Source organism: Kitasatospora sp. NPDC048545 (genome assembly GCF_040651155.1).
In the GTDB taxonomy this organism is placed as follows: domain Bacteria; phylum Actinomycetota; class Actinomycetes; order Streptomycetales; family Streptomycetaceae; genus Kitasatospora.
Map to the genome: position 1 here is coordinate 47,379 of NZ_JBEZIQ010000049.1, position 20,417 is coordinate 67,795.

The 20,417-nt window shown below is 74.6% G+C and carries 12 protein-coding genes; 3 read left to right on the forward strand and 9 right to left on the reverse strand.

The window, feature by feature from the left end:
* Positions 1 to 2 precede the first annotated feature (2 nt).
* Genes AB0D10_RS34540 through AB0D10_RS34580 form a run of 9 tightly spaced genes read right to left on the reverse strand, consistent with a single transcriptional unit; the run spans position 3 to position 15,951 of the window.
* Positions 3 to 986 (reverse strand): 3-oxoacyl-[acyl-carrier-protein] synthase III C-terminal domain-containing protein, encoded by a 984-nt coding sequence (locus AB0D10_RS34540; protein WP_360263174.1) that lies wholly within the window; start codon positions 984 to 986, stop codon positions 3 to 5.
* Positions 983 to 2,092 carry an acyl-CoA dehydrogenase family protein gene (locus AB0D10_RS34545; protein WP_360263176.1) on the reverse strand — a complete coding sequence of 370 codons (1,110 nt, stop codon included), beginning with the start codon at positions 2,090 to 2,092 and terminating at the stop codon, positions 983 to 985. The genes AB0D10_RS34540 and AB0D10_RS34545 overlap by 4 nt, the downstream gene beginning before the upstream one ends.
* Positions 2,085 to 2,438, reverse strand: a complete 354-nt coding sequence (locus AB0D10_RS34550; protein WP_360263179.1) for an acyl carrier protein — start codon at positions 2,436 to 2,438, stop codon at positions 2,085 to 2,087. The genes AB0D10_RS34545 and AB0D10_RS34550 overlap by 8 nt, the downstream gene beginning before the upstream one ends.
* 5 nt (positions 2,439 to 2,443) lie before the next feature.
* Positions 2,444 to 3,298: a 3-hydroxyacyl-CoA dehydrogenase family protein gene (locus AB0D10_RS34555; protein ID WP_360263182.1), complete on the reverse strand. Its 855-nt coding sequence runs from the start codon at positions 3,296 to 3,298 to the stop codon at positions 2,444 to 2,446.
* A 4-nt stretch (positions 3,299 to 3,302) separates the two neighbouring features.
* Positions 3,303 to 6,767 (reverse strand): thioester reductase domain-containing protein, encoded by a 3,465-nt coding sequence (locus tag AB0D10_RS34560; protein WP_360263185.1) that lies wholly within the window; start codon positions 6,765 to 6,767, stop codon positions 3,303 to 3,305.
* A complete protein-coding gene (locus AB0D10_RS34565; RefSeq protein ID WP_360263188.1) occupies positions 6,764 to 7,078 on the reverse strand; it encodes an acyl carrier protein in 315 nt (104 codons plus the stop codon). The genes AB0D10_RS34560 and AB0D10_RS34565 overlap by 4 nt, the downstream gene beginning before the upstream one ends.
* Complete coding sequence (locus AB0D10_RS34570; RefSeq protein ID WP_360263191.1) at positions 7,075 to 11,739, reverse strand: amino acid adenylation domain-containing protein; 4,665 nt, start codon at positions 11,737 to 11,739, stop codon at positions 7,075 to 7,077. The genes AB0D10_RS34565 and AB0D10_RS34570 overlap by 4 nt, the downstream gene beginning before the upstream one ends.
* 30 nt (positions 11,740 to 11,769) lie before the next feature.
* On the reverse strand, positions 11,770 to 13,674 hold the full coding sequence (locus tag AB0D10_RS34575) for a non-ribosomal peptide synthetase (RefSeq protein WP_360263194.1): 1,905 nt from the start codon (positions 13,672 to 13,674) through the stop codon (positions 11,770 to 11,772).
* 51 nt (positions 13,675 to 13,725) lie between these two features.
* Positions 13,726 to 15,951: an FAD/NAD(P)-binding protein gene (locus AB0D10_RS34580; RefSeq protein WP_360263196.1), complete on the reverse strand. Its 2,226-nt coding sequence runs from the start codon at positions 15,949 to 15,951 to the stop codon at positions 13,726 to 13,728.
* A 766-nt stretch (positions 15,952 to 16,717) separates the two neighbouring features.
* Between AB0D10_RS34580 and AB0D10_RS34585 the strand changes: the two genes are divergently transcribed.
* From AB0D10_RS34585 to AB0D10_RS34595, 3 genes are all read left to right on the forward strand, one after another.
* Entirely contained in the window at positions 16,718 to 18,034 is a 1,317-nt protein-coding gene (locus AB0D10_RS34585) for an MFS transporter (RefSeq protein ID WP_360263199.1), read from the forward strand.
* Positions 18,031 to 18,780: an alpha/beta fold hydrolase gene (locus AB0D10_RS34590; RefSeq protein ID WP_360263202.1), complete on the forward strand. Its 750-nt coding sequence runs from the start codon at positions 18,031 to 18,033 to the stop codon at positions 18,778 to 18,780. Before AB0D10_RS34585 ends, AB0D10_RS34590 begins: the two co-directional genes overlap by 4 nt.
* A gap of 64 nt (positions 18,781 to 18,844) precedes the next feature.
* Complete coding sequence (locus tag AB0D10_RS34595; protein ID WP_360263205.1) at positions 18,845 to 20,380, forward strand: non-ribosomal peptide synthetase; 1,536 nt, start codon at positions 18,845 to 18,847, stop codon at positions 20,378 to 20,380.
* Positions 20,381 to 20,417 lie beyond the last annotated feature (37 nt).

The window sequence follows — 20,417 nt, forward strand, 5'->3', positions numbered from 1 at the left end:
CGTCAGATCTCCCAGAGGGTGGCGGCCCAGGCGGCGACCGGGCTGTTGTTCAGGACGAGCACGTGGTCGCCGCGCCGCAGCCCGCCCTCGTCGAGGAGCCGCTGGAGGTTGAGCACGACGTCCATGGCGCCCAGGTGGCCGTACGCGGCCAGGTGGCGCCGGCACACCTGGTGGATCGGCAGGCCGAGCAGGCTCTCGTAGAAGTCGAAGGCCCCGGCGGTGACGTTCTGCATCAGGGTGGCGGCGATGTCGCCCTTGGCGACGCCGGCGTCCGCGAGGACCTCGTCGACCAGGCGGGACAGCCGCTGGCGGCTGTGCAGGGCGAGTTCGAACCGGTAGCGGTCCGCGGACCGGCATTCCTCCCGCCACTCGTACCAGGGGGCGGACTTGTAGTCGACGCGGAAGAGGTCGTGGAAGCTCCCGTCGCTCTCCATCCGGTGCGCCTTGAGCACCGGACGCCCGCCGCGCACCACCGTCATGGCGTACGCCCCGTCCCCGATCACGGTGACGGGGTAGCGCACCCGGTCCGCGCCGGTGGGACGGCTGGCGTGCGCGATGACGGCGCTGTCGCGGCGCGGGTCGGCGGCGATCAGGTCCCGGGCCAGGGCCCAGGCCGCGCTGGACCCGGTGCAGCCCAGGCCGTCGACGGTGAAGGAGAACGCGCCGGTCAGGCCGGACTCCAGCTGCACCTGGCCGACGTCCGAGCCGAGCAGGACGTCCGGGGAGCGGGGGCTGACGAGCAGCAGGAGGTCCGGGGCGGCCCCCGGTGCGAGGCCGAGGCCGCGCACCGCCTCGGCGGCGAGCCCGGCCGTGGCCCGGTCCTCGTGGACACCCACCGTCTCGATGCCCGAACCGAGGGCGAACGCCTTCTCCTCGTGGCCGAGCAGCCCCAGTTCGGGCAGGTCGGCCACCGCGGTCCGGTCCTCGGGCAGCAGGCAGTGGATGGCTCCGATGCCGATGTCGTCCCGCTGGTCGTGCTCCGTCATGCCCACACCGCCATTGCCTCGTCCGCCAGCAGCAGACGACTGATCTCGTTGCTTCCCTCGATGACTTCCATGAGCTTCGCGTCGCGGTAGGCCCGGGCCACCACGTGCGAGTTGTCGGCGCCCGCGGAGGCGAGCACCTGGACCGCCGAGGCCGCGCCCCGCGCGGCGGCCCCCGCGGCCACCTGCTTGGCCAGGACCGCCGAGGCGGCGTGCCGCGGCTGCCGGGCGTCCCAGTCGCCGCTGGCCCGCTCGCAGGCCAGGGTCGCGGTCCGCTCCGCGGTGTGCAGGTCGGCGATGTGACCGCGCACCAGCTGGTGCCCGGCGATCGGACCGCCGAAGGCGTGCCGCTGCGCGCTGTGCCGCACGACGGCCCGCAGACAGGCCCGCAGCATGCCGACGCAGCCCCAGGCCACGGAGATCCGGCCGTGGGTGAGCGGGGACGTCACCAGGAAGGTGGCCGGCATCCCGGCGCCGCCCAGCAGGAGGCCCGCGGGCAGCCGGACCCCGTCCAGACGCACCGTGGAGTGCCCGGCAGCCCGGCAGCCGAGCGGGTCGGGGACCCGCTCGATGCTCACGCCGGGCGCGTCCGCGGGCACCACGACGAGCGCGGCACCGTCCCCGTACCGGCCGAGGACGACGATCAGGGAGGCGTAGGCCGCGCCCGTCACCCAGGCCTTCTCGCCGTTCAGGACGACCGTGTCGCCGTCCCGGGTGATCTCGGTGGTCACGGCGGCCAGGTCGCTGCCGGCGCCCGGTTCGCTGAACGCGACGGCGGCGCTCTCGCCCGAGGTCAGCCGAGGCAGGAGTTCCTGCTGCTGGGCGGGCGTCCCGAAGCGGGTGACGGTCCAGGCGGCGATGCCCTGGGAGGTCATGACGCTGCGCAGCGAGCTGCAGGCCTCGCCGGTCGCGGCGATCAGCTCGCCCAGGTCGAGGCTGCTCAGTCCGAGGCCGCCGAACGCCTCGGGCACGTCGGCGCACAGGATGCCTTTGGTGCCCAGGTCGCGGATCACCTCCCGGGGTATCTCCCCGGTGCGGTCCCACTCCTCGGCGCGGCCCTCGGTCAGCTCCGCCACCAGGGCGGCCGCCTGCCGGGCGGACTCACGCATCGGTGCCGCCCGTCGTGTCCGCGCGCAGCCGCCCCACCAGGGCGGTCATCGCGCGGACGGTGCGGAAGTTGTCGAGCGTCAGGTCCGCTCCGCCGACGGCCACGCCGTACGCGGTCTCCACGTGGACGACCAGTTCCAGCGAGAACAGGGAGGTGACGGCGCCGGAGGCGAAGAGGTCGGTCTCGGGGTCCACGGGCACCTTGACCCGGCTCTCCAGGAAGGCGAGCAGCCCGGTCTCGATCTCGGTGGTGTTCTGCTGGGGGGAGGAGGTGGCGGACACGGCGATCGGGTCCCTCTCGGTCGGTGGTGTGGTGGGAGTGGGGGCCTGCACGGGGTCGGTGCGCATGCGGGTCAGGACCCGTAGTCGAAGAAGCCGCGGCCGGTCTTGCGCCCGTGGTCGCCGGCGGCAACCTTGTCGAGCAGGAGCCGGCAGGGTTCGTAGCCGGCGTCACCGGTGCGCTCGTGCAGGACCCGCAGGCTGTCCGCCACGTTGTCCAGGCCGATCAGGTCGGCCGTGGCCAGCGGGCCGGTGGTGTGGCCGAGGCAGCCGCGGAACAGCGCGTCCACCTCCTCGGGGCCGGCGATGCCCTCCTGCACGATCCGCGCGGACTCGTTGAGCATCCGCTGGAGGACCCGGTTGATGACGAAGCCGGGGCCGTCGCCGACCACGATCGACTCCCGGTCGAGGTCGGCGAGCAGCGCGAGGGTGCGGCCGAGGGCGTCGTCGGTGCTGCGGGGGCCGCGGATCACCTCGACGGTGCGGATCAGGTACGGCGGGTTCATGAAGTGGGCGCCGACGGCGTCCTCCGGGCGGGCGCAGTGCCCGGCGAGCTCGTCGACGGGGATGCCGGAGGTGTTGGTGATCACCGGGGTGCCGGGCTTCACCAGCGCCGAGGCCCTGGCGAGGACGTCCGCCTTGACCGCGGGCAGTTCGACGACGGCCTCCACGACGGCCGTGGCGGGTGCGATCGCGTCGAGGTCGGTGACGGTCCGCAGCTCGGGGTGGCGGATGTCCCGCGGCAGCTTGCCGAGGAGCTGGCCCTGCCGGATCTGTCGGCGCACGTCCTGGGCCGCGCGGGCCAGGATCTCCTCGTCGGTGTCGACCAGCACGACGGGAACGCCGTGGCCGAGGGCGAGGGCGGTGATGCCCGTGCCCATCACGCCCGCGCCCAGTACGGCGAGCAGGTGGTTGTGCTGTTCCGTCACGTCTTCACTCGTTTCGGTCGGATGCTGCGGCGAGCGTGGCGCCGAGCAGTTCGCGGTAGTGCGGGTCCCGGCCGGCGAGGTGCGCGAGCGAGGAGCGCAGCAGTGCCGCGGTGGGCACGGGCAGGTGTCCGCCCTCCTGCAGCCAGGGCTTCCAGGCTTCGGCTTCGACGCCGGCGTCGGCGCCCTCGTGGTCGGCCAGGTCGTAGAGCGCCATGCTGGTCAGGATGGGGTTGTCGCCGGCGCGGGCCCGGTCGGCGACGGCGGTGAGCCAGTCGGAACGGCTCGCCCGCCCGGTGGGCAGGCCGGCCTCGCCGAGGAGGGCGAACAGCCGGCGGGCGCCGTAGCCCTCGGGTGCGACCAGGTGGTAGGCGCGGCCGGCCGCGCCGGGGGCGAACAGCAGGTCCACGACGGCCCTGGAGACCAGGTCGACGGGGGCCATCGGCATCGGGCGGTCGTCGAGCGGGTGCACGCCGGTGGCCAGCCCGGAGGCGAGCATCCGCCAGATCATGTCCTTGGGGTTGCAGGCGCCGGTGCGGGTGGAGCCGAGAATCAGGCCGGGCCGGAAGATCCGGACCCGCATGCCCTCGGGCTCGGCACGTTCGAGCAGCCGCTCGCAGACCCACTTGCCGACGCCGTAGCCGCCCTGGGCGGGGTCGAGGGGCTGTTCGCGGGTCTCCGTGGTCCGGCCGTCGCCGCCGAGCGCCGCGCCGGTGGCGGCGAGCGAGGAGACGAACCCGAAGTCCCGGATCCCGTGCCGGCGCGCCCAGCGCAGCAGGCCGAGGGTGGCCAGCACGTTCTCGGAGCGCAGTTCGCTGTACGGCTCGGTGAACACGACCCTGGCCGCGCAGTGCAGGATCCGGCCGACCTCGCGGGCGAGTTCGCCGTCCCGGTGGTCCTCGCAGACCTGCTCGACGGTGTTCAGGTCGCCGAGGACGACCCGGACCCGGTCGGGGTCCGGGGCGGGCAGGGCGTAGGCCGCCGCGGCCCGGCGCAGCCGCTCCAGGCCCTCGGCCTCGTCGTCGGCGCGGACCAGGCAGTACACCCGGTGTTCGGTGGTGTCGAGGAGCTGGTGCAGCAGGAAGGCGCCGAGGAAGCCGGTGGCGCCGGTGAGGAGGACGCCCGTGCCGGGGGCCTGTCCGGGGGCGGTCTCGCCGAGCGGCAGGGCGAGGTCGGCGTCGACGAGGGCGCCCTCGCCGTCGGCGATCCGGTCGTGCTCGTCGGGGCCGGTGTCCGCGGTGTTCCTGGCGTCGACGATGGCCGCGAGGCGCCGGACGGTGGCCTTGCTGCCGCCGGCCCGGTGCAGGTTGACCAGGACGCCGAGGCGGGCGTGGATCTCCAGGCCCATCCGGACGGACAGCAGCGAGGTGCCGCCCAGGGTGCCGAACTCGTCGTCGGGGTCGATGGTGTCGGAGCCGAACAGTTCGGTCCAGATGTCCAGGAGGGTGTCCGTGGTGGCCGAGCCGGTGCGGGTGCGCGGTGCGGGCGCCGCGGCGGTGGCCGCGGGGGCGCCGGCCCGGGGCAGGGCGGTGTGGTCCAGCGCCCAGTAGCGGCGGCGCTCGTACGGGTAGGTGGGCAGGTCCAGGCGGCGGCCGCGGCCGCCGCGGGCGAGGTACTCCCAGTCGACGGCGGCGCCGTTCAGCCAGGCCGTGGTGAGCGCCTCGTCGAGGGCGTCGGGCGTGGGCACGCCGTGGGCGTCGATGAGCAGCTCGGGGTGCCGGCCCGCGGTGCCCGGTTCGCCGACCAGGGCGAGGACGTGGGCGTCGGCGGGGGCTTCGGCCGGGCCGGCCGCCACCTCGGCCTGGCCGGCGAAGGCCCGGACGAGGTGGTCGAGGATCCGGGCGGGCACGGCGGGCTGCGCCGGGGGCAGGAGGAGCACCCGGCGGGAGGTGGCCCGTACGGTACGGGCGTGCGGCGGTCGGGGCAGTCGCAGGGCGGCGGCCAGCCGGTCCGGGGCGGCGGTCACGACCCGGCGTTCGGCGAAGGCGGAGCGGCCGACCCGCAGGGTGTGGGCGACGTCGCCGACGGGCGCGCCGGCGTCGAGGCGGTCGGCGACGGCGCGGGAGAGCGCGTCGAGTTCGGTGCGGGTCCGGGCGGACAGCACGAGGCGCACCCGGTCGCCGGGTTCGGCCGACGGCCGGGTCGGCACGGGCGGCGGGGCGAGGACGACGGTGGCGTTGGTGCCGCCGAGGCCCATCGAGTTCACCAGGACGTGCCAGTCGTCGCCGTCCCGGACCGGGGCCTGCTCGGTGGGGATCCGGAAGGGGCTCTCGGCCAGCACGCCCGGGTCCCGCGGGTGTTCGAAGGACGGGTGCGGGGGCACGACGCCGGTGCGCGCCACGTGGACGGCCTTGATGAACCCGGCGATTCCGGCGGCCCAGCCGGCGTGGCCGATGTTGGCCTTGACCGAGCCGAGCGCGCAGCCGCCGGGGGCGGGCTGGGGGCTGCCGGCGTCGCGGGCCGCGGCGCGCATCCCGTCGGTCAGGCCGCGCAGTTCGAGGCTGTCGCCGAGCTGGGTGCCCGAGCCGTGGGCCTCCACGTAGCGCACGGTGTGCGCCGGCGCCCCGGCGACGGCGAGCGCCCCGGCGACCACGCCGGCCAGGCCCGCCGCGCTGGGCGCGGTGAAGCCGGACCGTACGGCGCCGTCGTTGCCGATCGCGCTGCCGCGGATGACGGCGAGCACCGGGTCGCCGTCGGCGAGGGCGTCGGCGAGGCGGCGCAGGACCACGGCGCCCACGCCGGCGCCGGCGCCGGTGCCGGTGGAGCGGGCGTCGAAGGGGCGGCAGTGGCCGTCCTCGGACATCACGCCGCCGGGTGCGTGGGTGTACCCCACCAGGGGGTCGCTGATGGCGGCGCCGCCGACCAGGGCGAGGTCGCACTCGCCGGAGAGCAGGCTCAGGACGGCCATGTGGACGCCGGTGAGCGAGGAGGAGCAGGCGGTCTGCACGCCGACGGAGGGCCCGCGCAGGCCGAGCTTGTAGGCGACCCGCGAGGCGATGAAGTCGGCGGTGCCGCCGAGCGTGAGGTCCAGGTCGTCGACGGCGGCGGCAAGGCCGTGCTCGCGGACCTTCGCGGCCTGCAGCCCGAAGGTGTACGGGCTCGGCCCGCCGCTGGCGAACACGCCGGTCACGGGGCCGCTGCCGGAGGGCGCGTGCCCGGCGGACTCCAGTGCCTCCCAGCACACTTCGAGGAACAGGCGGTGGGCCGGGTCGATCAGTTCGGCCTCGGCCGGGGAGTAGCCGAAGAACTCGGCGGCGAACAGCTCCACGTCGGGGACGGTGGCCGCGACCGGCACGAAGGCCGGGTCCTTCAGCTCCGCGTCCGACATGCCGGTGGCGCGCAGCCGTTCCTCGCTCTGCTCGCGGGTCGAGACGACGCCGCGGAGCAGGTTGTCCCAGAAGGTGGCGGCGTCCGGGCTGTCGGGGAAGCGGCAGCCGGTGCCGATGACCGCGATGTCGGTGCCGGCGTTCACGCGGCGCCTCCGGGGGTGGTGCCGCTGCGGCCGAGGAGCCGGGAGCGGTCGCGGCCGCCGAGGGCGGTGTCCGCCGGGGCGGCGGTGGCCGGACGGTCGGTCAGCAGGACCGCCTGGGCGCGGACGGTCGGGTGCTCGAAGAGGTCCTCGATGGCGACCTCGCGTCCGGTGATCTCCTCCAGGTGTTCCTGGAGGACCATGACGAGCAGCGAATGGCCGCCCGCGTCAAAGAAGTTGACGTCCACGTCCTGGACCTCGGCGCCGAGCACCGTGCTCCAGATCCGGCGTACGTCCTCGATCGGGTCCGTCATGGTCGTGCTTCTCCAGTCTCCTGGCCCGGGTCGGGCCGGTCGGTGTGTGCGCGCTGGTCCGGCTGCGGCGGCAGGGCCGGGCCGTCCGGCTCCGCGGCCAGCCGGTCGGCGGCCCGGACCAGGGCGTCCAGTAGCGTCTGCGCGGTGGCGGCGTCGAACAGCGCGGTGGCGTAGGCCAGTTCGAGTTCGATGCGGTCGCCGGTGTCCCGCAGGGTGAGTTCGAGTTCGTACTTGATCCGCAGCCCGGGCGGCGGGAGCTGCCGGGACTGCGCGGCGGGCCCGAGGTCGGGGACGGCGGGCGGGTCCATGACCGCGGTGACGAGCACCGGGGTGAGGGGCGGACGGCCGAGGGAGCGGCCCGGGTCGAGTGCGGCGACCAGGGTCTCGAAGGGCACGTCCGCGTACCGGTAACCGGCCACGCTCTCGTCCCGGACCCGCTCCAGCAGGACCCGCCAGGTCGGCTCGTCCCGCAGGTCGACCCGCAGCACGAGGGTCTTGACCAGCATGGCCACGGCCTCGGTCTCGGCGACGGTCGCCCGGCCCGCCCAGGGGAAGGCGAAGAGGAAGTCGCGCTGGCGGCCGGTCCCAGCCAGGACCGCGCCGAGCAGCGCGGGGGCCGCCATCGACACGGTGGCCCGCTCGGCGGCGAGGGTCGCGCGCAGGGCGGCGCTGGTCCCGGCGGTGAGCCGGGCCCGGCGGACGTCGGCCGAGGTGTCCTGGGACCGGGGGCGTTCCCGGTCCCGCGGCAGGTCGATGTCGGTGGGTGCGCCGCGCAGGCGGGCCAGCAGGGCTTCGGCCGGGTCGGCGCCGGACGGGGCCCGGTCGGCTGCCTCCGGGTCGGCCGGGCCGGTGGCGGCCAGGTCGGCGGGGTGCACCGCGGCCGGCAGTTCCGGCTTCCGCCCGTCCGCCAACGCCCGGTACACGTCGCCGAGTTGACGGAGCAGGAGCTGCTGCGCCCAGCCGTCGGCGACGATGTGGTGGATGACGAGCACCAGCAGGGTGCGCGGGCCCGCGGTGAGGACCCGGGCGCGGACCGGCGCCTGCTCGGCGAGGTCGAAGGGTGTCCAGCAGTACTCCGTGAGCAGGGCGGTGAGCGCCGCCTCGTCCAGGCCGGAGACGTCGGAGACCTCGACCTCGGGCAGCGGGGCGTCCGTGGTGCACAGCACCTGCCGGCTCGCCAGGTCGAGGCGGAACCGCGAGCGCAGGGCGGGGTGGTGGCCGACGACGGCGGCCACGGCGGCGGCGAGCAGCCGCGGGTCGGCGCCGGTCGACTCCACCACCGTGGGGGCCAGGTAGGCGGCGCGCTGGCCGGCGACCCGGTCCAGGAACGCCATGCGCTGCTGGACCGGGGTCGCCGGGTGCCGGCCGTCCTCGGCCCGCGCGGCGCCCGGGCGGGTGTCGCCGCCGGCCCGGCCGGTGCCCGGGTGCGCGCCCCGGGCGGCGTCCCGCAGGGCCGCGAAGCCGGCGACGGTCGGGCTGGTGAGGAAGTCGCCCAGGGCGAGGGCGAGGCCGTCCTCGCGCTCGACGGCGGCGAGCATCCGCACGGCCAGCAGGGAGTGCCCGCCGAGCGCGAAGAAGTCGTCGTCCGGTCCGAGCTGCTGCTCGGCGCCGGCCGGGGCGCCGCGGTCCTCGGTCGCCAGGGCCGCCAGGAAGCGGTCGCTCGCCCAGCGGTGGGCCGGGTCGGCACCGACCGCGCGGTGTCCGGCGCGCGGCAGCGGCTCGGCGCGCAGGGAGCGCAGCGCCCGGAAGTCGATCTTGTCGTTGACGGTCATGGGCAGGGCGTCCACCGGGTGGACCGTCCCGGGCAGCACCGCGGCCGGGAGCCAGCGCAGCAGCGGGCGGACCACGTCCTCGTGGGTGAGCGCGCCGCCGGAGGCGTCGAGGACCACGTACGCGACCAGGCGCGCCGGGTCGCCCTCGGCGGTGACCGCGGCGGACAGCACGGCCTCGTGCTGCTCCGCGATCAGGGTGGCGACCTCGGCGGGCTCGATGCGGTTGCCGAGGATCTTGACCTGCTCGTCGGCCCTGCCCAGGTACTCGACCAGGCCGTCCTCGCGGATCACGACCCGGTCGCCGGTGCGGTACATCCGGGCGTCGGGCTCGTCCGCGGGGGCGAAGGGGTCGGGCAGGAAGGCGGTGGCGGTCAGGTCGGGGCGGCCGAGGTAGCCGCGCGAGACGCCCGCGCCCGCGAGGTACAGCTCGCCAGGGATGCCGGGGGGAAGTTCCTCGCCGTCCGCCCCGAGCACGTAGGCGCGGGTGTTCCAGACGGGCAGGCCGATGGCGGGGGTCCGGGGGTCCTCCGGGGTGACCGGCGCGCACAGGCTGGTGCAGGAGACCTCGGTGGGGCCGTACACGTTGCGCAGGGGCACGCCCCAGCGGGCGTGGCACTCCGCGGCCAGGGCGCGGGTCAGCTTCTCGCCGCCGAGGTACAGCATCCGCAGGGTGCCGGCCCCGGGCCGCGCCCCGTCGGCGGTGGCGTCCTCGGCGTCCTCGGCGTCGAGGACGGCGCGCAGCAGGCCGGGGGTCATCGCGGCCACGGTGGTGGTGCGCAGCAGCGCGAGCATCGCCCGGCCGTCCTTGCGTTCCACGTCGTCGGCGTAGACGAGTTCGGCGCCCGAGACCAGGGCCCGGAAGGTCTCGAAGGTCGCCGGGTCGAAGGAGGTGCCCACCACGCACAGCAGCCGGTCGGCCGGGCCGAGGCCGGAGTCGTCCGCCCACCACAGCGCGGTGTTGGCGAGGCCGCGGTGCGGGACGGGAACGCTCTTGGGCCGGCCGGTGGTGCCGGAGGTGTAGATGACGACGGCGGTGTCCTCGCCGGCCGGTTCGGGGGCGCGGCGCTCACCGGTCGGGCCGTGCCGCAGGGCGTCGAGGTCGAGGATCCGGACGTCCGCGCCGGTGGCGCGCAGGAGTCGGGCCCCGGCGTCGTCCGCCAGGACGGTGTCCACGCCCAGGTCGCCGAGGATGTACTCCAGGCGTTCCACCGGAGTGTCCAGGCCGAGCGGCACGTAGGGGCGGCCGGTGCGCAGCACGCCGGTCCAGCCGGCGGCCAGGGCGGGGCCGCGGGCGGCCAGGACGGGAACGGCGGCCTCGGCGCCGGTCGGCGTGCCGGTGCCGGCGAGGGCGTGGGCGACCGCCCAGGACCAGTGGTCGAGTTCGCTGCGGCTGATCCGGTCGGTGCCGGCGCTGACGGCGACGGCCCCGGGGTCCTCGGCGAGGCGGGCGGCCAGCGGGCCCAGCAGGGAGCGGTCGGCGGGCGGCTCGGCGCGGGCGTGGTCCCGGGCCGGGCCGGCGAGGACGCCGGGCACGGGGGCCTGGGGGGTGCGGGCCGACAGCGGCAGCCGGGCCAGGGGCGTGCCGGGGGCGTCGACGGCGGCGGTGAGCAGCGCGAGGTAGGCGTCGCGGAAGCGGGCGGCGGTCTGCGGGGTGCAGAGGTCGAGGTCGTACTCGATCGTGCCGGTCACCCCGCCGGGGTGGTCCTCCAGGAGGAACAGCAGGTCGTAGCGGGCGGTGCCGGTGGGCAGCAGCTCGGGCTGCTGCCAGCGGGCCCGGCCGGCGGTGCGCGGCATCGGCGCGTTCTGGACGCCGAAGGCGACGTCGGTCAGCGAGCTCCGTCCGGTGCCGCGCTTGGCGGCGGTGAGGGCGGTGAGCCGGTCGAACGGCAGGTCCTGGTGGGTCAGGGCGCGGAAGGACTCGGTGCGCGCGTCGCCGCACAGTTCTTCGAAGGTCTGCGTGGCGGCGGGCCGGCAGCGCAGCGGCACGGTGTTGACGAAGCAGCCGACCGCGCCTTCGAGGCAGCGCTTGGGCCGGTTCGCCATGACGGTTCCGACCACGAAGTCGGTCGAGCCCGACCAGCGGCGCAGCACTTCCTGGAAGGCGGCGAAGAGGACGACGAAGGGGGTGGCGCGCAGCCGGGTGGCGAGTGCGCCGGTGCGTTCCCACAGGTCCGCGGGGACGGGGAAGGCGAGGTGGCCGCCGGGGCGGGCTTGCGTGCCGCGGGCGCCGCGGCCGGGGAACAGCGGCGGGTCGTCGGCGTCGGTCAGTTCCTCGGCGCGGGCGGCGGAGCGGCCCTCGACGTCGCGCAGGCCCCAGGAGGCGCGCTCCCAGTGGGCGAAGTCGGCGTACTGGACGTCGGGTTCGGGGGCGGTGTCGGCGGCGGTGTCGGTGTCGGGCGCGTCGGCGCCGAGCGCCGACCGGTAGCCGTCGTGGAGGTCGTCGAGGAAGGTGCCCAGCGACCAGCCGTCGAAGGCGATGTGGTGCAGGGTGACGAGCAGGGTGTCGCCCTCGGGGGCGCCCTGCCACAGGTCGCAGCGCAGCGGGCGGCCGGAGGCCAGATCGAAGGGGGCGCGGGCGCGTTCGGTGAGTTCGGCCGGGCCGGGCCGGGCGGTGCCGTGGTGGAGCGCGAGGTCGGTGGGGCCGGGCGGGAGGACCTCCTGCCGGGGGCGGCCGTCGTGCAGCCGGTAGGCGGTGCGCAGGGCCTCGTGCCGGGTGACGGTGCGCAGGAGGGCGCGGCGCAGGGCGGGCACGTCGACCGCCTCGTTCCAGCGCAGCAGCAGCGGCACGTTGTAGGCGGCCGTACCGGGGTGGGCCTGTTCGATGAACCACAGGCTTTCCTGGGCTGCGGACAGGGGTGCGTCGGTGGCGCCCCGTCGGATCAGTTTCACGCTGCTCTGCTCCCCTTCGTGTCTTTCCCGTCAGCGCCGGGCGGTCGCCGAGTGCAGGACCTTCTCGGTCAGGTCGGCCAGGTCGGTGGCCAGCAGGACGTCGGCCGGCCCGAGGTCGGCGGACACGGCCTCGTTGACGCGGCCGGCCAGTTGGATCGCGAGGATCGAGTTGCCGCCCGCTTCGATGAAGTTGTCCTCGTCCCGGGCTTCGGCGACCTCCAGGACCTCGCGCCACAGGCGCCGGACCTCGGTGGCCGGATCGCCGTCCTGTGGGGCGGGGCCGTCGCCGGGGTCCGGGGAGTCGAATGCGGAGGGGGCATCGGATGCGGCGGGGTCGGAGGCCGCGGCGGGCGTGTCGGGCCGGTCCAGGGCGAGCAGCGCGTCCCGGTCCGCCTTGCCGGTGGGGCCCAGCGGGATGGCGTCGAGGACGGTCCACCGGGTGGGCAGCATGTAGCCGGGCAGTTCGCCGGCGAGCGCGGCCTGCAGCTCGGTCACGGTCCGGGCGGGCGCGTGCCGGTCCCCGGCGGGCAGGACGAAGCCGACCAGGACGGCGGCGGCCCCCTCCCCCGTCTTCTCGACGACGGCCGCGGTGGCCAGGCCGGTGGCCACGGCGGCGCGTTCGACCTCCTCCAGTTCGACCCGGAAGCCGCGGATCTTCACCTGGCGGTCGAGCCGGCCGAAGATCTCCAGGCTGCCGTCGGGGAGCCTGCGGACGAGGTCGCCGGTCCGGTAGAACACACCGTCGCCGGCGGCGTCCGGCAGGGTGGTGAACCGCTCCGCCGTCAGTTCGGGGCGTCCCAGGTAGCCGAGGGCCACGCCCGGGCCGCCGATGGCCAGTTCGCCGCGGTCGCCGTCGGGCACGGGTGCCAGGTCGGGGCCGAGCACGCGCAGTTCGGTGTGCTGGATGGCGCCGCCGATGGGTGCGCGCACCAGGTCGCGCAGCTTCTCGGCGTCGAGGTCGTGGTAGGTGGCGAACGTGGTGGTCTCGGTGGGTCCGTAGACGTTGACCAGCCGGTCGGGGCCGCCGGCGGCGAGGACCCGGCGGGCGGCCTCGGGGCTCAGCGCCTCGCCGCCGACGAGCAGCGTCTCCAGGGTGCCGAGGGCGCCGGGGCGTTCCTGGGCGATCATGTGGAACAGCGAGGTGGTCAGGAACATCGCCGCCACGCCCTCGGCGCGCAGCAGGTCCAGCCAGCGGTCCAGGCCGGTGGCGGCCACGGAGGGCATGACGACGACCGTGCCGCGGGCGGCGAGGGTGGCCCAGATCTCGAAGGTGGTGGCGTCGAAGGCCGGGTTGGCGACGTTGGCCACCCGGGTGCCGGGCCGCAGGGTGCAGTAGGTCGGCTCGTCGACGAGCCGGAGCACGGCGCGGTGCGGGACGAGGACGGCCTTGGGGCGTCCGCTGGTGCCGGAGGTGAAGTTGACGTACAGCGGGTCGTCCCCGCCGGCGTCGTGGCCGTCGGCGTCGTGGCCGGTGCGGCCGTGGTCCGGTGCGGCCGTTCCTGCGGTGCGGACGGCTTCGATCCTGGGCAGGTCCGGCGCGACGGCGGCCGCGCGGCCGTCGCCGGACGCGGTGACCACGAAGCGCGCCGCGGCGTCGGCCAGTTGGGCGGCGGAGCGCTGGGGCGGGGCGTCCAGGTCGAGCGGCACGTAGAAGGCTCCGGCGCGGGCGGCGGCCAGCACGGCGACGACCAGGTGGGCTCCGCGGTCGAGGGCGATGCCGCAGGCGTCGCCGGGGCGCAGGCCCGCGTCGGTCAGGCGTGCGGCGAGGTCTCCCGCCAGGTCCCACAGGTCGCCGTAGGCGAGTTCGCGGCCGGTGACCGCCTCGCGCACGGCCGGTGCGCCGGGGTGCTGCCGGGCGTGCTGTCCGATGAGGTGGTGGACCCCGGTCGGGTGTGCGGCCGGGGTGCTCGGTTGGGTGCGGGCGTGGGTGTCCATGGCGGTGGCGTCTCTGCTGGGGTCGGATAGGGGCGGTCGGGCGTGGCCGCTTCAGCTCCCCAGGCCGGCCTGGGCCCGGAAGGTGCGCAACCAGCGGAGGGTGAACCGCATGGCGTGGTGGTCGGAGCCCGGCTTCATCGCACCGCCCTGGAAGAACTTCTGTCCCTCGATGGCGGGTCCGAGGACGCTGATGCGCCGGTCGACGCTGCTGTCCGGGCGGATGACGCAGAAGTCGTCGGTGAGGTCGAGGCCGCCGGGCCGGAAGTCCTCGCCGCCGCCCCGGTGCGGGTTGACCCAGGTGCGGACCAGGCCGCGGCGCAGCAGGTTGGGGTAGAGGGGGGCGATGTCGGCGGCGGCGTCGAAGGCCGGGACCCGGGCGTCGAGGAGGACGTCGATGCGGTGGGCGGCGCCGGTGTGCGGGCCGGTGACCACGAGGTGCCGGCCGTCGGTGTCGACCCGGGCGCCGGGGCCGGCGGTCACGTCGAGGATGCCGTGCTCGATGAGGGCCCGGATGCGGTCCATGACGTCGGGGACCGGGCCGTAGGCGAGCCGGTTGTGCTGGCGCAGCCAGGTGCCGAGGAAGCGGCGGTGGGCGTCGGCGTGCAGGCCGCCGTCGTTGACGGCGTGCACGATGACCGGGCGCAGGCCGCGCCAGACCGCGTCCGCGGCGGTCTTGGCGGGGTTCTCGAAGACGCCCTGGCGGGCCCACAGGTGGTCGGTGGCCATGAATTCGACCATCGCCTTGCGGTACTGCTCGGGGGAGGTGCGGTCGCCCGGGGCGATGGGTTCGAGGGTGCGTTCCCAGGAGAACAGGTTGCCCGAGGGCAGGACGGCGTGCCGGGTCGGCGAGGTCAGTGTGGCGACGAGTTCGGCCGTGCGGGCCGGGTCGTCGAGGACGGCCTCCAGGCTCCGGCGGTTCTCGGCGCCGAGCACCACGTCGGCGTAGCGGCGCAGCAGTTCGGGGAAGGACCAGTCGCGCGGCCGGGCGGCGAGGTCGCGGTACGGGGTTCGGCCGAGGAGCAGCGATTCGACGGCTTCCACCGCCTCGGCCACGGCCCGGTCGAGCGGGGCGGTGAGGTGGGCGACGGAGTCCTGCGCGGGGGCGGTGCCCGCGGTCCGGTCGAGGAAGTCCTCCCGGGCGGCGGCCGAGACCCGTACGAGGTGGCGGCCGAAGTCCGGGCCGAACAGCGTCGTGTGGTGGAGCAGGGCCATCTCCGCCGTGATGAGCGGGAGGAGGTGGCGGTCGTAGTCGATCTGACGCCGGGTCACCTCTCCGACGCGCACGGGGTCGCTGCCGAAGTTCTCGCGGATCCGGTCGACGGCCTCGACGGTGAGGAAGACGCCCCGGTGCTTGCCCTTGGCGGCGCCGGCGGGGGTGAGCGGCCGGGCGAAGGCGAAGAGCCCGGATTCGCTGAAGGCGACGATGGAGCGGGGTTCGCGGCCGGAGGGCTCGTAGCGCAGGGCGCCGTCCTCGGTGCGGACGAAGCATCCGCCGCGGCCCTCGGTGAGGTGGAGGACGGCGTCGATGCCGGTGAGCATCGTCCCGGCGCAGCCGACGACGGTGCCGGGGCCGGCGACGTCGGCGGTGAGCCGCTCCTCCAGGGGGTAGGCGCTCGCCAGGAACGCGGCTCCCGGGGTCCGTTCGGCGTCCTCGGCCCACCGGCGGGTCCGCGGGAAGTGCCGCGGGTCGTTGTACGAGTGGCCGGTGAGCAGCAGCAGGTGGTCGACGTCCGTGTGCACGGGGGCTCCCGGGCCGGCGGCGGGGACGGAGGTGAGGCGCAGCGGGCCGCTGGTGCCGGGGGACGCGAGGTCCTCGACGTCGGTGACCTCGCGGTGGTGCAGTTCGACGGTCACCCCGGGGCGGCCCCGCAGGATGTCCACGTAGGCGTCGAACTGCTCGCGCAGGGCGAGGCCGTGCAGGTAGCGCTTGGGCCAGTCGTCCGGGCCGATGTCGAAGCGGGGGTCGCCGGTCCGGTCGAACCTGCGGCGGGCCCAGGTGTAGAGGCTGGGGCGGAGCTCCTCGGGGAGCAGCGGGCCGGCGTCCTCGACGCTCTCGTCGGCGCCGAAGGAGACGTGTCCGGCGACGCGGTTGAGGAAACTCGTGGGGGCCTGCAAAGGACTGTGGACCCGGCCGGCACCGAATTGCCCGGTGCGTTCGAAGACGTGGATGACGAGTTCGACGGGGTCGCCTTCGGCGCCTATCGAAGCGGCCAGCCTCTCCATCGCGTACGTGCAATAGGGGCCGCCACCAACAATTGCCAGGCGTATCGGGGTCACAGCTTCCTCTCTAGATCCGCGGTGTCCTCGTGAGGCCCGTTCCGGATGTCGATTTTCGAGACGGAAGGAATTCGCGGCGCAGGTCTGCGGGTATGCGCCGGAATACCGACCGATTCTCGTCGCACAAACGACGTCGGAAGGCACTTCCGCACCAATGGCAGCTCCGGGGAAGTCGCCGGCGGCATGGCCGGTCGTCCCGCATGACGCGACCGTCCTGGACGGCACGCGAAAAAACGGCCCTGAACTGCGTGAATACAGCCAGGAAGCCGCTGCGACACGGGCAGATATGCCCGATTCCCCCGTTCTTCCGACACCTCCCGGCCCGCATCGAGAGCGGGCCGGAGAGCACCGGAGAGCAGCCATATTAACCCTTGGAATTTCCGCGGGCTACCCCCGGAGTTTAACGTTCCGCAAGTTGACGCTATGTCATGCTCTGTGCGAGATGGAGGCCTTGCCCGATTCGCCCGGGCCCTCGGAGGCCCCCAAATCGGACATAGAAGTGGAATCCGGCGGCCAGTGCCGGGGGTACCGCCGGAGCCGGTTCCGGCGATCTCTGCGAATCCGTCGGCAAAAGCGCCGGTTGTCCGGTTCTGAACCGCCCCACCCGATTCTCCCCGCCGATAGCGGGTGAAACGGACACCGATAGTCGGGATGTGTGGATGTGGCACACTTCACACGAACACTTTGTGAAGTGGATTCACTCCTCAATTTGGGTGGCGGTACACCGTCTTGCGGGTTATGTTGATCGCTCTCAAGCGCCTCGGGGATGCACCGAACAAAATTCGGCGCTTGGGAACTTTCGGGAGGAGAAGAAAGCTTGCCTGCGCCATCAATCCCGCCACGACGGCCACGGGGTCCGCTGACCGAACGCAATTTCCTGATGCTGTTCGGCGCCCGGGCGATCTCCTCCCTCGGTGACGGGATCTCCCTGGTCGCCCTGACATTCGCCATGCTGGACCTGGCCGGCCCCAAGGGCCTCGCCATGGTCCTGCTGGCCCGCGAGATCCCCACCATCGCGCTGCTGCTGCTCGGCGGCGTCTGGGCCGACCGGTTGTCCCGCCGCAAGCTGATGATCGCCGCCAACGTCGCGATGTTCGGCGCGCAGGCGGCCTCGGGCGCCCTGGTCCTGTCCGACTCGGCGACCGTCTGGAAGATCGCCCTGCTCCAGGTCGTCTACGGCCTGGGCAACGCGCTGTTCCTGCCGGCCTCGCTGAGCGTGGTCCCGCAGAGCGTCAGCCCCGAGCACCTCCAGAAGGCCAACGCCCTGCTGGCGCTGTCCCGCAACGGCCTGGGCGTCATCGGCCCGATGGCGGGCGCCCTGCTGGTGGCCACCGTCGGCGCGGGCTGGGGCATGGCCGCGGACGCCGGGACCTTCCTCCTCGCCTCGATCGCCTTCTGCTTCATGCGGATCGCCGACCCGAAGCGGGAGAAGGCGGAGTCCGTCCTCAACGAACTCAAGGGCGGCTGGAAGGAGTTCACCTCCCGGACCTGGGTGTGGACGATCGTCTCGTCCTTCGGCCTCTTCCAGCTGGCCGTGTTCCCGGTCTTCATGGTGCTGGGCGCCCGGATCGCCAAGGAGGACCTCGGCGGCGCCGGAGCCTGGGGCGGCCTGCTCGCGGCCACCTCCATCGGTGCCATCCTCGGCGCGCTCGTCGCCACCAGGGTGAAGCCCAAACTCCCCCTGGTCTTCGGCCAGTTCCTGATCCTCCCGGTGGGCCTGTTCTTCGTCCTGTTCGCGGTCGGCGCCCCGTTGCTGGTGCTGCAGGGCGTGGCGGTCTTCGCCTGGGCCTGCTCCGAACTCGGCGACACCCTCTGGTACACGGCCCTGCACGAGAACGTGCCCGAGGAGGCCCTCGGACGCATCAGCTCCTTCGACTTCTTCGGCTCCCAGGTCTTCAAGCCCGTCGGCTTCGCCCTGGTCGGCCCGATCGGGGCCGCCATCGGCTCCAACACCGTCATGCTCGGCTCCGCCGGCCTGCTCGTGGTGGTGACCGTGGGCATCCTCTTCGTGCCCGGCGTCTGGCAGGTCCGGTCGGGGGCGCCGACGCCGGCGCCGACGCTCGAACCGGCGGCCGCGGAATGAGCACCGACGAACCGCAACGGCCCGCGCCCACACCCCTCGTGACCTGGGCACCCGGCACCCCCGACGGACCGGCCCTGATCTGCCTGCCCTGGGCCGGCGCCAGCGCCGTGGTCTTCCGGACCTGGGCGGACGCCTTCCCCGAGGACGTCGGCGTGTACGGCGTACGGCTGCCGGGCCGGGAGAACCGCATGGCCGAACCGGCCCTGACCGACGTGGCCGAGATCATCGCCGAGGTGCGGGAGGCCGTCGCCGGCCTCCCCCACCGGCGCGTCGCCCTGTTCGGCCACTGCTCGGGAGCCCTGGTCGCCTTCGAACTCGCCCGGGAACTCGGCCCCTCCGTGGTCCACCTCGCCGTGGCCTCGCAGCTCCCGCCTCCGCAAGCCGCCCAGGCCGCCGACGAGGAACTCGTCTCCCGCGAGCAGCTCGCCCGGCGCTACCTGGACCAGGACCTGCTCGCCGAACCGGACATCGTGGAGCTGCTGCTGCCCGTCCTGGAGGCCGACATGCGGGCCATCAGCAAGTACCGCTACCGCGAAGGACCGCTCCGGGACGTGCCGCTCACCGTCTTCCGCGGCACCGCCGACGACGAGATCGCCCTCGACGACGTCGTCGGATGGCACGCCCAGACCACCGGTCACGCCCGGATCCGCGAACTCGCGGGGGCCGACCACCTGTTTTCCGGCCCGTCCTGGACCGGCCTCGCGGAGTCCGTGGCCGAGGACCTCGATGCCGCACTGCACCGGTGACACCTCCGGTGGGCCAATGATCGAAACGACCGCCCCGGCGCGGTGCGTGAGTGGAGGAGTGGGAGTGACTGCGGGTTACGAGTGGCGACACACCGACGTCGTCGCACAGACAGGGCAACTGGCCGCCGAACTCGGCCGGACCGGCGGCACCGGACGCAAGGTCGTGGCCATCGAATGCGACCGCGGCCTGCCCTCGGTCGTCGCACTGCTGGCGGTGCTGGAAGCCGGTGACATCCCCCTGCTGGGTTCCGCCGCCGACCCCGCCGACCGACGGGCCCGGCTGCGCGAGGCCTCCGGGGCCGCCGCCGTGGTGACCGGTTCCGTCGGCGCGTTCACCGTCACCGCCACCGGCGCGGACCGGCCGGCCGCCTGGCCGGACGCCGTGTACCTGGCGGCCACCTCCGGCACCACCGGCGACCCGAAGATCGCCCCCATCGACCGCGCGGTCTTCGAGGCCTACCTCCACGACATCCGCGAGGCCTACGGACTGACGGACACCGACCGGGTGCTCCAGTTCGCCCCGGCCGGGTTCGACGTGTTCGTGGAGGAGGTGGTCCCGACCTTCCGGGCCGACGCCACCGTCGTCGTCCCGCCGTGGGAGCACGCGCCGTCCGCCGAGACCTTCCTGGACTTCCTGGAGGCCCAGCGGATCACCGTGGTCAACCTGCCCAGCTCCTACGGGATGGGCGTGATCGACTTCATGCGCAGGACCGAGCGCGGCCTGCCGCCCTCCGTCCGCCTGGTGGTCCTCGGCAGCGAGCCGGTCGCCCGGCCGCTCGTCGAGTGGGCCCGCGAGCGGCTCTCCGGCGTCAAACTGCTGAACGCCTACGGGACTTCGGAACTCGCCCCGACCTGCTTCGTCTTCGACTTCGACGAACTTCCCAAGGCCACCGCCCACCCCGAGGACGTGCCCGTCGGCGCCCCGTTGCCCTTCATGCGCTACGAACTGCGGCCCGAGGCCGGGACCGACGGACGGGGCCGGCTCCTGCTCGGCGCCCGGCCGGCGGCCGGCGCGGCCCCCGCCCACGACACCGGCGACCTGGCCTCACTCGCCTCCGACGGCTACGTCTACCTGCACGGACGCGCCGACCTCACCCGGCTCAAGCGCGGCGGGGTCACCGTCAACGGGGAGTCCCTGGCCGCGGCCGCCCGGGAGTGCGCCGGGGTGCTCGGCGCCGTCGTCCGCCTGGACCGGAACTCGGACGCGCTCCTGGTCGTCGTCCAGTCCGCCGACGCCCCCGAGCAGGTCCGCGAGCGCGTCGCCGGCCACCTCGCCGCGGTGCTGCCGCCGGCCTGGCAGCCGGACCGCATCCAGGTGACCTCGGGCCTGGAGCACGCCCAGGGCGCCAAGCTCGGCGTCCTCGCCGCACCGGACGTCGCCACCTCGGTGCGCGCCGCGTGGATCCGCTGGACCCCGGCCGAGGAGGTGGACGCCACGACCGACTTCTTCGACGCCGGCGGCACCTCCATCGCTGCGGTCCGGATGTGCGCCCAGCTCTCCGACGCCCTGCTCCGCAAGGTGCCGGTACAGCTCATCTTCGCCAACCCCCGGTTCGGCGATTTCACCCGGGCCGTGGACAAGCTGCTGAAGTCCGCCTGACCCACCGCCGCCCGGACGGCACGGCCGCGCGCCCGCC

What these genes read in the sequence shown, in the direction of transcription:
- AB0D10_RS34545 (WP_360263176.1), bottom strand. Translation starts at nt 2,092, where the DNA reads ATGCGTGAGTCCGCCCGGCAGGCGGCCGCCCTGGTGGCGGAGCTGACC.
- AB0D10_RS34550 (WP_360263179.1), bottom strand. Translation starts at nt 2,438, where the DNA reads ATGCGCACCGACCCCGTGCAGGCCCCCACTCCCACCACACCACCGACC.
- AB0D10_RS34540 (WP_360263174.1), bottom strand. Translation starts at nt 986, where the DNA reads ATGACGGAGCACGACCAGCGGGACGACATCGGCATCGGAGCCATCCAC.
- AB0D10_RS34575 (WP_360263194.1), bottom strand. Translation starts at nt 13,674, where the DNA reads ATGGACACCCACGCCCGCACCCAACCGAGCACCCCGGCCGCACACCCG.
- AB0D10_RS34565 (WP_360263188.1), bottom strand. Translation starts at nt 7,078, where the DNA reads ATGACGGACCCGATCGAGGACGTACGCCGGATCTGGAGCACGGTGCTC.
- AB0D10_RS34590 (WP_360263202.1), top strand. Translation starts at nt 18,031, where the DNA reads ATGAGCACCGACGAACCGCAACGGCCCGCGCCCACACCCCTCGTGACC.
- AB0D10_RS34585 (WP_360263199.1), top strand. Translation starts at nt 16,718, where the DNA reads ATGCACCGAACAAAATTCGGCGCTTGGGAACTTTCGGGAGGAGAAGAA.